Raw genomic sequence first — 12,938 nt, 5'->3', positions numbered from 1 at the left:
CGCACAACGATTAATAGTCTGTGCGGCTTTTAAAAACGATTTTCCACACTCGGCATAAAACACAAGTCGGATTGGCCATGACGCATCGATGACCGCCCCCCGTTCTGGCCCGCACCGAAACTTGCCGCCGGCGTGGTTGACTTGGCATTGAATGCGGCTTTACAGGAATGAAGCGCGAACCGGTCGGGGAACGTCCTGGTGCCAATCCGGTACCGACTGCTCGAACCCGCCCCTCTCGCGATATCCTAAGTGGTTGAAAAATCACCTTGGAGGGATGGCCGAGCGGTTTAAGGCACCGGTCTTGAAAACCGGCGTGGGTGCAAGCCCACCGTGGGTTCGAATCCCACTCCCTCCGCCATTGTAGCAACTTGCGTCGAGATGACCAGGAAGTGAGCCCACGATCGGGTTGATTTCTTCGCCCAAATATGGTGCTTCTCCCGCCCATGAATAAACTATTTTTTGCGGTCCTTGCATGGATGGCGCTGGCTTGGCCGGCCAGCGCGATGGACAGCGCATTGCGCACCGGCCTGCTCAAACTCGACCCGCAAACCCGGCTGGAGCAGCGATGCGACGCCGAAATTCTCGACCGGATTACCCGTGACGACCACAAATACAAAGCCGATCGCGTCGTCGCCTACGCCTTTGCGACGCCCGAAATGGGCGCCGATGCGATCAGGAGCCCGGGCGCTGCCTTTCGCAGCAAGGGACAATGGTACCGGCTGAAATTCAAATGCGAGACAGCGCCGGACCATATGCAAGTCCTGCAACTCCGCTACCGGATCGGCGAGGAAATTCCGGAAAGCGACTGGCCCAAATACAACCTCTACAACTAGACATCCGCGACCTCTGGCCCCATGTTTCGGGTCGATCGTCGCAAACTCCGTATGTTGCGGCCGCGACCGGCGGTTTACCGACCTTGTCTCAACCAGTCCCTTGACGCGCGGGAACCATACACGTTAGGGCGTCGAGGCACTCGACGCGAACGGTCGGCCAATCAGCAAGGGACTTCCAGTCGATGGAAATTTTCACCGCCGCAGGCCTCACGGCCCTGCTCCAGGTCATCGCCATCGACCTCGTGCTTGCGGGCGACAACGCCATAGTCATAGGCCTTGCCGCGGCCGGCCTGCCGATCGAGCAGCGCAAGAGAGCGATCCTTATCGGCGTGGTGGCGGCGACGGTGTTGCGCATCGGTTTTGCCGCGATCACTGTCACCCTGCTCCAGATTGTCGGCCTTCTGCTGGCCGGCGGCATCCTGTTGCTGTGGGTGTGCTGGAAGATGTATCGCGAACTGCGCACCTCCCATGCCGACGAAGTGGAGGCGACGGAGGCGTTGTCCAATTCCGATATCAACAGCGATAATATGGTGGCCGGCAAGGCGCGTAAGAAGACCCTGGGCCAGGCGGCATTGCAGATCGTCATCGCCGACGTTTCGATGTCGCTCGACAACGTACTGGCGGTCGCCGGCGCGGCACGCGATCACTTCCAGGTGCTGGTGATCGGCCTCGTGCTGTCGATCGCGTTGATGGGCCTTGCCGCGACCTTCATCGCCAAGCTGCTGCACCGCCATCGCTGGATCGCCTATATCGGCCTTTTGATCATCTTCTATGTTGCACTCGACATGATCTATCGAGGCGCGGTCGAAGTGTTGCCGCATGTCAGCAATGCGGTGAGCTGACGCTTCGACAGGATTTTCGCATCGACGCCGGCCTTCGAATTCGAATCGACCAGCCTTTGGCGACGTCGGCGGTTGCGTTTCGCCGCAGCCGCTGCCCATACCAATGCCGCGACAAGTGTGGTAGTGCGCCGCCAATCCTGAAATCTGGAAAAGCTTTGATGTCCGCCCCTCGCGTCAGTTTCGTCAGTCTTGGATGCCCGAAGGCCCTCGTGGATTCCGAGCGCATCATCACGCGCCTGCGCGCCGAAGGCTACGAGATCGCGCGCAAGCATGACGGCGCCGACCTGGTCGTCGTCAACACCTGTGGCTTCCTCGATTCGGCCCGCGACGAATCGCTCAATGCCATCGGTTCCGCACTTTCGGAGAATGGCAAGGTCATCGTCACCGGCTGCCTCGGCGCCGAGCCGGACGTCATCCGCGAAAGACATCCCAACGTCCTCGCCATCACCGGCCCGCAAGCTTATGAAAGCGTGATGGCGGCAGTGCATGAGGCTGCTCCCCCGAGCCACGATCCCTACATCGACCTCTTGCCGCCGCAAGGCGTCAAGCTCACGCCGCGCCACTACGCCTACCTCAAGATTTCGGAAGGCTGCAACAACCGCTGTACCTTCTGCATCATCCCGGCGCTGCGCGGCGATCTCGTCTCGCGGCCGGCCGCCGACGTCCTGCGCGAAGCCGAGAAGCTGGCCAATGCCGGCGTCAAGGAGATCCTCGTCATCTCGCAGGATACCAGCGCCTACGGCATCGACATCAAATACCAGACCAGCATGTTCGGCGATCGCGAAGTGCGGGCGAAATTCCTCGATCTGTCGCAAGAGCTGGGCAAGCTCGGCGTCTGGGTGCGCATGCATTACGTCTATCCCTACCCGCATGTCGCGGACGTCATCCCGCTGATGGCCGAAGGAAAGATCCTTCCCTATCTCGACATTCCGTTCCAGCACGCCTCGCCGCAGGTGCTGAAGAACATGCGCCGGCCCGCCCATGGCGAAAAGACGCTCGAGCGCATTCGTGGCTGGCGCGAAGTTTGTCCGGACCTTGCCATCCGCTCCACCTTCATCGTCGGCTTCCCCGGCGAGACGGACGATGATTTCGAGATGCTGCTCGATTGGCTGGACGAGGCCAAGATCGACCGCGCCGGCTGTTTCAAATACGAGCCGGTCAGAGGTGCCCGCTCCAACGACCTCGGCCTCGAGCAGGTATCGCAGGAGATCAAGGAGGCCCGCTGGCACCGCTTCATGCAGCGCCAGCAGAAGATTTCGGCAACGCAGCTCACCAAGAAAATCGGCAAGCGCCTGCCGGTCCTGATCGATGAGGCGCATGGCAATTCGGCCAAGGGTCGGACCAAATACGACGCGCCCGAAATCGACGGTTCGGTCCACATCCAGTCACGGCGGCCGCTGCGCGCCGGCGACATCGTCACGGTCAAGATCGATCGCGCCGACGCTTATGACCTCTACGGCTCGGCGGTCTGACGATCGACAGGTGCGAGGGCCTTTCTGCTAGGACGTGACTGTTTCGCTTACGCGGATAAGCATCCGCCGGAGCCAGGCGTGACCGGGATCGCTGTCGTTCCTCCGGTGCCAGAGCAGGGTTTCCTGATAGCCGGGGTAATCGAAGGGTAGCGGAAAAGAGCGCACACGCGGCCAATCCGCAAGGCGAATCACGTTTGCCGACAACGTGCAGATCATGTCCGTATCGGCGATGATGGCCGGCACGGCGAGCGCATAAGGCAGGCTCATTGCAACGGTCCGCTTTAGGCCGCGGTCGTCCAGCAGGCGATCGATGTAGCCCTTCAGGTCGCCGACGTGAGTGACCAGCAAATGCGGATATTTCAGGAAGAGTTCGAGCGTCAGCCCGTCGCGGATTTCAGGATGTTCGGTCGAGACGATCGATATCCAGTTCACGTGGAAGAGCGATGCACGTTTGATCGTCGTCGGCGCGTCTGGCAGGATAGTGATCGCAAGATCGATCGAGCCCTTCTCGAGGCAATCGACGATCTCCTGGCGGTGCAAGCTGCGCAAGACAATCGAAATTGTCGGCGCCGCTGAACGGAGCATCGGAATCAGCCTAGGCATCAAGGTCGACGCGATATGGTCAGTGGTCGCGATCCTGAAGACGCGCCCCGACCGCTCCGGCGAGAAATGGCCGAAACCTCCCAACGCATCCTGGATCTGACGCAGCGCGGCCCGGATCGGATCGGCGAGGTCGAGCGCCTTTTCGGTTGGCCGCACGCCCTCCGCATGACGGATGAAGAGATCGTCGGCGAAAAGCCGGCGCAGATTGGCGAGGCGCTTGCTCATCGCCGGCTGGCTGAGCCCGATGCGAGCCGCCGCGCCGCTCACGCTCCGTTCACTGAGCAGCGCGTCGAAGGCGACAAGCAGGTTCAGATCGACTGCAGCCAGATTCACACCGACCTCCGGTCGAAGCGTCATTACCAGCAGGAATATGGGGATACCAAATATCGATTGGACGACTGAAAGCAAACTTGGAAATTGGCGTATGACGCAAATGGAGACAGACCCGATGCGACGCCGGTTTCTCATAGCAATTGCTTTTTTTCTAATGCCGAGCTTTCCCAGCGCACAGCCGTCCGAAGACCGGGGCGAAACCGTGTTTGTACTCTCCGACATCGATATGGCGCCGACCGTGTACGAGACGGGGGAGCTCGGGCCTCCCGACCTGGACCATCGCGATACGCTCTCAGTCGTCACCTCGCCGGCGGAGAAATCCCGCTCTATCGCGATGATCGAAGTTTCGAATTCGACCTACGGGCCGCCGGGAGCACTCGACATCTCCTTGGGCGGCCAGTTCGCTTTCGTCGCCGAGACTTTGCGCCAACGGCCCGAAGGGGCCACCCGCCTTGATGAGCTGCAGCAAGGCGACACGATCCGATCGTTGCGGCTGGATGGCGGCCGCTCGGCGGTGGTCGACAGCGTTCGGATCGGAATACAACCGCAGGCGATACATCTCAATCCAGCAGGTGATCTCATCGTTGCAATCACCAGTGATGCCGACCGCGAACTCTCTTTTGTTCCGGTCAGGGAGGGCCGGTTCGGTCCTGTCTCCAGTTTCGGTCTGGACCTTGAGCCGTCAACGGGTTTCATTCCGTTGAAGGCGACCTGGGTGCAGTGGCATCCAAGCGGCCGGTATATTGCGGTCAATCTCGTTGACCGTGGCCAGGTTGCCTTCTACGAGGTCCTGCGCGCGCAGAACGGAGCGATTTCGGGCATTCGTCCCTGGGGCAATCGCGTCCAGACGAACAAGTTCCCCTTTGTTGGCCGCTTCTCGCCGGACGGCCGCCATTATATCACCTCCGATGTCCAATGGGGTATCGATACGGTCGGTTTCTATGGGGTTCAGGAGGGCGTTCTCACCACGGTCCGGCTCGCCGATGTCGGGGCGACGGGCGACGCTGCACGGCATACCGTGCCTCACATCGCACTTGGCGGCTGGGGCGCTGAGACGATCGCCTTCAGCCCTGATGGCCGCTTTCTCGTCACGTCCAATCTTCGCGGCACCGGCAAGCCGGACGGCTCGCGCGACCGGACCGAGCACGCGTCGCTCAGCCTCTATCAGCTGGACGCTGAAACAGGGCGGCTGATACCACACGGCGAATGGCCGCTCGCAGGCGTTCTGCCGCAAGGATTGGCTTTTGATCGGATGGGACAGAAGCTCTTCGTTGGCGTCAATCGTTACCGCAATGACGAAACGCCGTTGGGCGGTGCCGTCGAGATATGGGGGATCACTACGGAAGGGCGCCCTGCGCTCGCTCCCACGTCAGATCGCATCAGGCTGCCCGCGGGCGTCCACACCATAGTCGCCCGCTGATACCAGCGGGCAGTCCGCTTCCAGCTGACGCGTACGAAAAAAGGGCGCACAAAGGCGCCCTCTTGGTTCCGACGAAGCGGACCGGAACCAGGGTCGGCATAGCGCGGCTGCTTACTGCGGCAGCTTGTCGTCGACGCCCTTCACGTAGAAATTCATCCCGAGCAGCGTGCCGTCGTCGGCGACCTCGCCGTCCTTCAGCCACGGTGTGCCATCCTGCTTGGCGATCGGCCCGGTGAAGGGGTTCCAGCCGTCGGCGATCTTCTTGGTGGTGGCTTCGGCCATCGCCTTCACGTCGTCGGGCATGTTGGTGAACGGCGCCAGCTTGACGGCGCCGTCCTTGATGCCCAGCCAGACATTGTCGGGCTTCCAGGTGCCGTCGAGCGCCGCCTGGACCCGGCTGATATAGTACGGACCCCATTCGTCGGTGAGCGAGGTCAGTTGCGCGTGCGGTGCGAACTTGATCATGTCGGAGGACTGGCCGAAGCCGTGCAGCTTGCGCTCCTCCGCCACCTGCAAGGCAGCGGTCGAGTCGGTGTGCTGGACGATGATGTCGGCGCCCTGGTCGAACAATGCCTTGGCGGCGTCGGCTTCCTTGCCCGGATCGAACCAGGAGTTCACCCAGACGATCTTCGCCTTGAAGTTCGGGTTGATCGACTGCGCGCCGAGCATGAAGGAATTGATGCCCATCACCACTTCCGGGATCGGGAAGGAAACGATGTAGCCGGCGACGCCCGACTTCGATTGCTTGGCGGCGATCTGGCCAAGTACGTAGCGGCCTTCATAGAAACGCGCATTGTAGATGCCGAGATTTTCGGCCGTCTTGTAGCCGGTGGCGTGCTCGAACATCACCTTGGGGAATTTCTTGGCGATCTTCACTTCCGGGTCCATGAAGCCGAAGGACGTGCCGAAAATGATCTTGCATCCCTCGCGTGCCAGGCGTTCGAAGGCGCGGTCGGCATCGGGGCCTTCGGAGACATTCTCGAGATAGGCGGTCTCGACCTTGTCGCCGAGTGCCTTTTCCACCTCGAGCCGGCCCTGGTCGTGCTGGTAGGAGTAGCCGAAATCGCCGATCGGGCCGGTATAGACCCAGCAGGCCTTCAGCTTGTCCGCCGCCTCGGCTGAGGCCGCCAGCGACAATGCGGCCGTCGTCGCCATCATGGCAATAAGTAGTCTTTTCATTGTGTTACCTCTCTGAGTTAAGCCTTGGAGCTTCCGTCTTTTTGTTTGTCAACGATCCGGAACGAATGGCTGCCCCAGGCAAGCCGGCGTGTTCATCATCGTCAAACGCTTGTTGCGCGAGATTAGAACGAGAACCACGATGGTTGCCAGATAGGGCAACGAAGAAAGCAGTTGCGAGGGGACCGGAATGCCAAAAGCCTGTGCATGAAGCTGGCCGATCCACACTGCACCGAAGATATAGGCGCCGGCCAGCACCCGCCATGGCCGCCAGGAGGCGAAGACGACCAGAGCCAGCGCGATCCAGCCACGACCGGCGGTCATATTCTCCACCCATTGCGGCGTGTACACCAGCGACAGGTGGCCGCCGGCAAGCCCTGCACAAGCGCCGCCAAAGATCACCGAAAGATAGCGGTAGCGGATGACGTGGATGCCGAGCGCATGGGCGGATGTGTGGCTGTCGCCGATCGAGCGCAGAGTGAGCCCGGTGCGGGTCTTGAACAGGAACCACATGACGACGGCAGTCAGCGCGATCGAGATGTAGAAGATCGGATCCTGGCCGAACAGCAGCCTGCCGACGATCGGGATTGCGGTGAGGCCGGGAATATCGAGGTTTGGCAGCCTCTCGCCGGGCTGGCCGACAAAATTCGTCCCCATCATGCCGGAAAGGCCGAGGCCGAGCAGCGTCAGCGACAGGCCGGTGGCCACCTGGTTGGTGGCCAGCGACAGCGTCATCACGGCGAACAGCAGCGAGAACACTGCCCCCATGGCAATTGCCGCCAACAGCCCTATCCACGGCGAGCCGGTGAGATAGCCGGCGCCGAAGCCGCCGACCGCGCCCATGATCATCATGCCTTCGACGCCGAGATTGAGCACGCCGGAGCGCTCGACCACCAGCTCGCCGATCGCCGCGATCAGCAGCGGCGTCGCCGCCGTCGCGATGGTCAAGAGGATGTTGACGGTAATGTCCATCAGCGGGCTTCCTCCAGCTTCGGCGCTGCATCGAGTTTCGGCGCGGCAAAGCCAATCAGGCGAATGCGATAATGAATGAGCGTGTCGCAGCCGAGCACGAAGAACAAAAGCATGCCCTGGAACACCCGCGCCACCTTGTCGGAGATGCCGAGCGCGCTTTGCACCGCCTCGCCGCCGAGATAGGTCAGCGCCAGCACAAGGCCTGCGGCGACGATGCCGAGCGGATTGAGCCGGCCGAGGAATGCCACGATGATGGCGGTAAAGCCGTAGCCCGGCGAGATCACCGGCTGCAGCTGGCCGATGGCACCAGAGACCTCCGAAATGCCGGCAAGCCCGGCCAATGCGCCGGACAGCAGGAAGGCAAAGAAAACCATGCGGCTGAGGCCGAAACCGGCAAAGCGCCCTGCCCTTGGGCTCGAGCCGAGCACGCGGACCTCGAAGCCTTTCAGCATACGGCTCATCAGGATCCAGATCAGCACCGCCGCGACCAGCGCGAAGACAAATCCCCAGTTTGCCCTGCCGGAATCCGGGAGGATCTCCGGCAGTATGGCCGAGTCGTTGAACTGGATGGTCTGCGGGAAACCATGGCCCTGCGGATCGCGCCACGGCCCGCGCACCAGCCAGTCTAGGAAGAGCTGGGCGACATAGACCAGCATCAGGCTGGTCAGGATCTCGTTGGTATTGAAGCGCGTCTTGAGCAGTGCGGGGATTGCGGCATAGGCCGCCCCGCCGACCATGCCGAGCAGAAGCATCAGCGGCAACACCAATGGACCTTCGAACTGCGGAAACAGCACGGGGATGATCGAGCCGACAATACCGCCCAGTATGAACTGGCCTTCGGCGCCGATGTTCCAGATGTTGGCCTTGTAGCAGACCGACAGCCCGACCGCGATCAGGATCAGGGGGGCGGCCTTGATCGCCAGCTCATGCAGCTGCCAGACCTGGCTGATCGGTTCGATGAAGTAGATATGGAAGGCGGTCAACGGGTTGACGCCGAGCAGCGCGAACATGATGGCGCCGGCAATGATCGTCAAAACGAAAGCGATGAAAGGCGACAGTGCTGAAAATAGCATCGAGCGCTGCGGGCGTTTGACGAGTTCGAGGCGCATCAGGCCGTCTCCAGCGTGTGTTCGGCGTGGCCGGGCTCGGCGCCGCCCATCAGCAGCCCGATCTTCTCGAACGTCGCTTGGGCTATCGGCAGCGGCTTCGACAGTTCGCCATTGTGCATGACCGCGATCGCATCGGATATCTCGAACAGTTCGTCGAGGTCCTGGCTGATCACCAGCACCGCCGAGCCGCTACGCGCCAGTTCGATCAGCGCCTGGCGGATGTGGGCCGCCGCACCCGCGTCGACGCCCCAGGTCGGCTGATTGACCACCATGACGCTTGGCCGGCGGTCGAGTTCGCGGCCGACGATGAATTTCTGCAGATTGCCGCCCGAAAGAGCCGCAGCCTCCGGATCCGGCGCGCTCTTGCGCACGTCCATCGCCTTGATGATGCGCTGGGCAGCAGTATAGATCGCGTCGTTTTTGACCATCCCGCCGGCGCCGACAAACACCTTGCCGTCGGTGGCGTGGCGCGACAGAAGCAGGTTTTCCGAAAGCTTCATGCGGGGTGCTGCGCCATGGCCGAGCCGCTCTTCCGGGACGAAGGCAGCGCCCATGAGGCGCCTGCCGGTGATGGTGAGGCCGCCGGCATCCTTGCCGCGGATGCGGACAGAGCCGGCATCCTGCTGCAGCACTTCGCCGGAGACGGCTTCGAAGAATTCGCCCTGGCCATTGCCGGCCACACCGGCAATGCCGATCACCTCACCGGCGCGGACTTCAAGATTGATGTTCCTGAGCGGGATCGAGAACGGGGTCGCCGGCTTGCGGGTGAGTGCGCGGATTTCAAGCAGCGCCGGCGCGGTCTCGATACCCTCGGCCGGCGTCCGCACCACGGCCTGCACCTCGTTGCCGACCATCATCCGCGCCAACGAAGACGCGGTTTCCTGGCGCGGATTGCAATGGCCGACCACCTTGCCGTGACGCAGCACGGTGGCGCGGTCGCAAATGCGTTTGACCTCTTCCAGCCGGTGCGAAATGTAGAGAATGGATTTTCCTTCCGAGCGCAATCGTTCGAGCGTCTCGAACAGCTTATCGGCTTCCTGCGGCGTCAGCACCGAAGTCGGCTCGTCGAGGATGATGAGCTGCGGCGTCTGCAACAGGCAGCGGATGATCTCGATACGCTGACGCTCGCCAACCGACAGATCGCCGACCAGCGATAGCGGGTCGAGCGGCAGTCCATAACTGTAAGAGAGCGCTCTCGCCTTGGCCGCGATCGTGCTTATCGGCGAGCCGTCATTCAACGACAGCGCGATGTTCTCCGCCGCCGTCAGCGCCTCGAATAGTGAAAAATGCTGGAAAACCATGCCGATGCCGAGCTTTTTTGCGGCGCCGGGGCTGGTGATCCTGACCGCCTGGCCATTCCAGAAAATCTCGCCGGAATTCGGTTCCAGCGATCCAAACAGCATTTTCACCAGTGTCGACTTGCCAGCACCGTTCTCACCAAGCAACGCGTGGATCTCGCCCCTGGCGATGTTGAGGTCGACATGGTCGCACGCCGTCAGCGTGCCGAATATCTTGGTAAGGCCACGAACCTCCAGCAGGTTTGCGCCGTCCTGATCTGCACTCACAGTGCCTCCATCTGGTTTGCCAGACATGTTCTGTGTTCCCGCTAACATGGTATGCGCGGCCCGCTGTCGCCGGTAAGCGCCTCGCGACTTGAAAGAGCTTCAAGAATTTCAGCGGAAACTCAAGCGGTAAAGAGCAGTTCGCAAGAACCGCGGCGTCGGCGGGCCGAAAAACTGCGGGCGTTCAAGGGATAAGTATCGTTGTCCCGGTCGTCCTGCGTCCTTCGAGATCGGAATGCGCCTTGCCGGCATCACTGAGCGCGTAACGCTGATTGATCCTGATCTTGACGGCACTGCTGAGCACCACATCGAATAATGCGGCGGCGGAAGCCTCGAGGTCTTCGCGCTTGGCATTATAGACGAACAGCGTCGGCCGCGTTGCGAACAACGAGCCCTTCTGCGCCAGCAATGAGATGCTGAAGGGCGGGATCGGCCCAGACGATTGACCGAAGCTGACGAACGTGCCGAGCGGCCGCAGGCAATCGAGCGAGGCTGGAAATGTGTCGTTGCCGACCGAATCATAGACGACGTCGCATTTCTTGCCACCGGTGATGGCGGCAACGCCGGCGACGAAATCCTGCTCGCGATAGTTGATGACGTGGTCGAAGCCATGCGCCTTGGCGAGCTCGATCTTGTCGGTCGAACTTGCGGTGCCGATCACCGTCGCACCGAGATGCTTGGCCCATTGGCCGAGGATCAGCCCAACACCGCCGGCCGCCGCATGAAACAGGATCGTGTCGCCGGCTTTCACTTTGAAGGTACGGCGCAACAGATACTCGGCGGTCATGCCCTTCAGCATCATCGCCGCGGCCTGATCGTCGCCGATGCCGTCAGGCACTTTCACCACGCGATCGGCGGCGATCACGCGCCGCTCCGCATAGGCGCCGGTGGTCACGGCATAGGCGACGCGATCTCCGGGCTTCAGCCAGTCGATTTCTGCGCCGACCTCCAAAACCACGCCGGCCGCCTCGCCGCCGGGAATCAGCGGGAACCCACTGGGTAGCGGATAAAGGCCCGAGCGATAATAGACGTCGATGAAATTGAGACCGATGGCGGTGTGCTTGACCAGGATCTGTCCCGAGGCCGGCTGCCCGGGATCGGCATCCTCATAGGTCAGGACCTCCGGACCGCCATGGGCATGGATGCGGATCGCTTTGGACATTTTTTGGCTCTCTTGGGATCAGGCTTTTTTGTCATCCGGCTTGGCGCCGAGATTTGGAAAGAACTGCATGATAGCGCCGATGCAAGCGAGGTAAAGCCCGGTGACCGTAATCCCAATTTTGATGAAAACGCTCACCTGCTCGCCCAGCACGCCGATCTGGTCGTAGAAGGAGGCAAGTGCGGCCTGCGCCAGCGCCAGCGCGCCAAAAGCGCACCAAAGCAGTGTCATGCCGAGATTGATGCGCCGCAGCCGCTTCACCCGCACCGGATGGATGAAATGGATCGGCACGAAGGTGAGGATGCCCGCCACCACGACCACGGCGAAGGAAACCCATTGTCCCGGTTCGATGACGAACAGCGTGAACACCACCATGTTCCAGACGACAGGAAAGCCCTTGAAGAAATTCTCCTTCGTTTTCATGCCGGTATCGGCATAGTAGATGGCGCTCGACACCACGATGATCGCCGCCGACAGGAAAGAGAGGCGCTCGCCCATGAAGCCGCGCTGATAGAGCGCGAAGGCCGGGATCAGCACGTAGGTCACGTAGTCGATGATGTTGTCGAGGAGTTCGCCCGACCATGTCGGCAGGATTTCCTTGACATCGAGCTTCCTGGCGATCGGCCCGTCGATGCCGTCGACGAACAGCGCCAGGCCCAGCCACCAGAACATCGCCGTCCAGCGCTGCTCGCTCGCTGCCACCAGCGACAGGAACGCCAGGAACGAGCCCGACGCGGTCAAAAGATGGACCGAGAACGCCCGCGCCTGCGGCCATGTGACTTTCTTCTTCGGCCGCGGAATCCGGTCGGCGATTTTCCTGGCCGTCGTCTTCTTGCTCACGGGCCCCGCCAGTCCAGCTTGCAGATTTCGGCCGAACGGCCGGCAAAGTTCCAGTTGCGGCCAAAGGCCCGCATTTTGCTCTTTTCGGATTTGGCGACGATGATTTCCGGTGCGATCCAGTATTCCGAATTGCTGACGACCGTATCCTTGTCACGGTCCTTGCCGACGATCGGCGTCACCGCACCATCGATGATCTTCGGTATCTGGAAGATGCGCGTTTTCTCACGCATCTCGTAGGTGATCGGCACCTGCTCGACGCCGAGGAACTTTCCGACCAGGATGGAGAGCAGCGATGTGGTTCCGCCGGCCTTGCCGGTGAAGATCTTCGTCAGTGCCTTCACAGCGTAAACCGAAGCGCGCTTGTCGATGAACAAGCCGGCAGTCCAGTTGCCACGGCTCATATAGCCGGGGATTTCCATGACCAGCCCAAGATTGAGACCGGACAGGTCGACCTCGCCGAAATGGCCGGCATCGATGCGGAATCCGGCCCAGGTCTGGCAATAGCCTTCTGTTGGCGGATGACTGCCGAGCGACAGCACGCAAGGGCAAAAAACCGTGCAATTGCAGGAGAGGACGAGCTCTCCCTTCATTGCCCAGCCTTCATCTGTCATCGAATT

At 61.4% G+C, this 12,938-nt stretch carries 12 protein-coding genes and 1 tRNA gene; 5 read left to right on the top strand and 8 right to left on the bottom strand.

Annotation, left to right across the window (positions count from 1 at the left end; translation table 11 throughout):
• Positions 1 to 268: 268 nt before the first annotated feature.
• The 4 genes from NKJ94_RS06665 to rimO all read left to right on the top strand — a co-directional run bounded on the left by NKJ94_RS06665 (position 269) and on the right by rimO (position 3,147).
• Positions 269 to 358, top strand: a tRNA-Ser gene (locus tag NKJ94_RS06665).
• Between the two features lie 67 nt (positions 359 to 425).
• Positions 426 to 833 (top strand): DUF930 domain-containing protein, encoded by a 408-nt coding sequence (locus NKJ94_RS06660; protein ID WP_352523762.1) that lies wholly within the window; start codon positions 426 to 428, stop codon positions 831 to 833.
• Between the two features lie 182 nt (positions 834 to 1,015).
• On the top strand, positions 1,016 to 1,675 hold the full coding sequence (locus tag NKJ94_RS06655) for a TerC family protein (RefSeq protein ID WP_352523761.1): 660 nt from the start codon (positions 1,016 to 1,018) through the stop codon (positions 1,673 to 1,675).
• Between the two features lie 158 nt (positions 1,676 to 1,833).
• Positions 1,834 to 3,147: a 30S ribosomal protein S12 methylthiotransferase RimO gene (gene rimO / locus NKJ94_RS06650; protein WP_352523759.1), complete on the top strand. Its 1,314-nt coding sequence runs from the start codon at positions 1,834 to 1,836 to the stop codon at positions 3,145 to 3,147.
• A 27-nt stretch (positions 3,148 to 3,174) separates the two neighbouring features.
• On the opposite strand, the gene NKJ94_RS06645 is transcribed toward rimO, so the two are convergent.
• Positions 3,175 to 4,083, bottom strand: a complete 909-nt coding sequence (locus NKJ94_RS06645; protein WP_352523758.1) for a LysR family transcriptional regulator — start codon at positions 4,081 to 4,083, stop codon at positions 3,175 to 3,177.
• Between the two features lie 202 nt (positions 4,084 to 4,285).
• Between NKJ94_RS06645 and NKJ94_RS06640 the strand changes: the two genes are divergently transcribed.
• Positions 4,286 to 5,503: a beta-propeller fold lactonase family protein gene (locus NKJ94_RS06640; protein WP_352523756.1), complete on the top strand. Its 1,218-nt coding sequence runs from the start codon at positions 4,286 to 4,288 to the stop codon at positions 5,501 to 5,503.
• 111 nt (positions 5,504 to 5,614) lie between these two features.
• Here NKJ94_RS06640 and NKJ94_RS06635 read toward each other — a convergent pair whose 3' ends face one another.
• The 7 genes from NKJ94_RS06635 to NKJ94_RS06605 all read right to left on the bottom strand — a co-directional run bounded on the left by NKJ94_RS06635 (position 5,615) and on the right by NKJ94_RS06605 (position 12,932).
• Positions 5,615 to 6,682 carry a BMP family ABC transporter substrate-binding protein gene (locus NKJ94_RS06635; RefSeq protein WP_352523755.1) on the bottom strand — a complete coding sequence of 356 codons (1,068 nt, stop codon included), beginning with the start codon at positions 6,680 to 6,682 and terminating at the stop codon, positions 5,615 to 5,617.
• Positions 6,683 to 6,730: 48 nt separating this feature from the next.
• Complete coding sequence (locus NKJ94_RS06630) at positions 6,731 to 7,651, bottom strand: ABC transporter permease (protein WP_352523754.1); 921 nt, start codon at positions 7,649 to 7,651, stop codon at positions 6,731 to 6,733.
• Positions 7,651 to 8,763: an ABC transporter permease gene (locus NKJ94_RS06625; RefSeq protein ID WP_352523861.1), complete on the bottom strand. Its 1,113-nt coding sequence runs from the start codon at positions 8,761 to 8,763 to the stop codon at positions 7,651 to 7,653. The genes NKJ94_RS06630 and NKJ94_RS06625 overlap by 1 nt, the downstream gene beginning before the upstream one ends.
• Positions 8,760 to 10,352: an ABC transporter ATP-binding protein gene (locus NKJ94_RS06620; protein WP_502904171.1), complete on the bottom strand. Its 1,593-nt coding sequence runs from the start codon at positions 10,350 to 10,352 to the stop codon at positions 8,760 to 8,762. The genes NKJ94_RS06625 and NKJ94_RS06620 overlap by 4 nt, the downstream gene beginning before the upstream one ends.
• A 154-nt stretch (positions 10,353 to 10,506) precedes the next feature.
• Entirely contained in the window at positions 10,507 to 11,484 is a 978-nt protein-coding gene (locus NKJ94_RS06615; protein WP_352523750.1) for a quinone oxidoreductase family protein, read from the bottom strand.
• 18 nt (positions 11,485 to 11,502) lie between these two features.
• Complete coding sequence (gene pcsA, locus NKJ94_RS06610) at positions 11,503 to 12,321, bottom strand: phosphatidylcholine synthase (RefSeq protein WP_352523748.1); 819 nt, start codon at positions 12,319 to 12,321, stop codon at positions 11,503 to 11,505.
• Positions 12,318 to 12,932 (bottom strand): DUF1326 domain-containing protein, encoded by a 615-nt coding sequence (locus NKJ94_RS06605; protein ID WP_352523746.1) that lies wholly within the window; start codon positions 12,930 to 12,932, stop codon positions 12,318 to 12,320. The genes pcsA and NKJ94_RS06605 overlap by 4 nt, the downstream gene beginning before the upstream one ends.
• Positions 12,933 to 12,938 lie beyond the last annotated feature (6 nt).

Origin of the sequence: Mesorhizobium sp. M0060, from assembly GCF_040323155.1 — a bacterium.
Classification (GTDB): domain Bacteria; phylum Pseudomonadota; class Alphaproteobacteria; order Rhizobiales; family Rhizobiaceae; genus Mesorhizobium.
The sequence above is the reverse complement of the archived record's forward strand: the minus strand, read 5'-3'. Positions and strand labels throughout refer to the sequence as shown.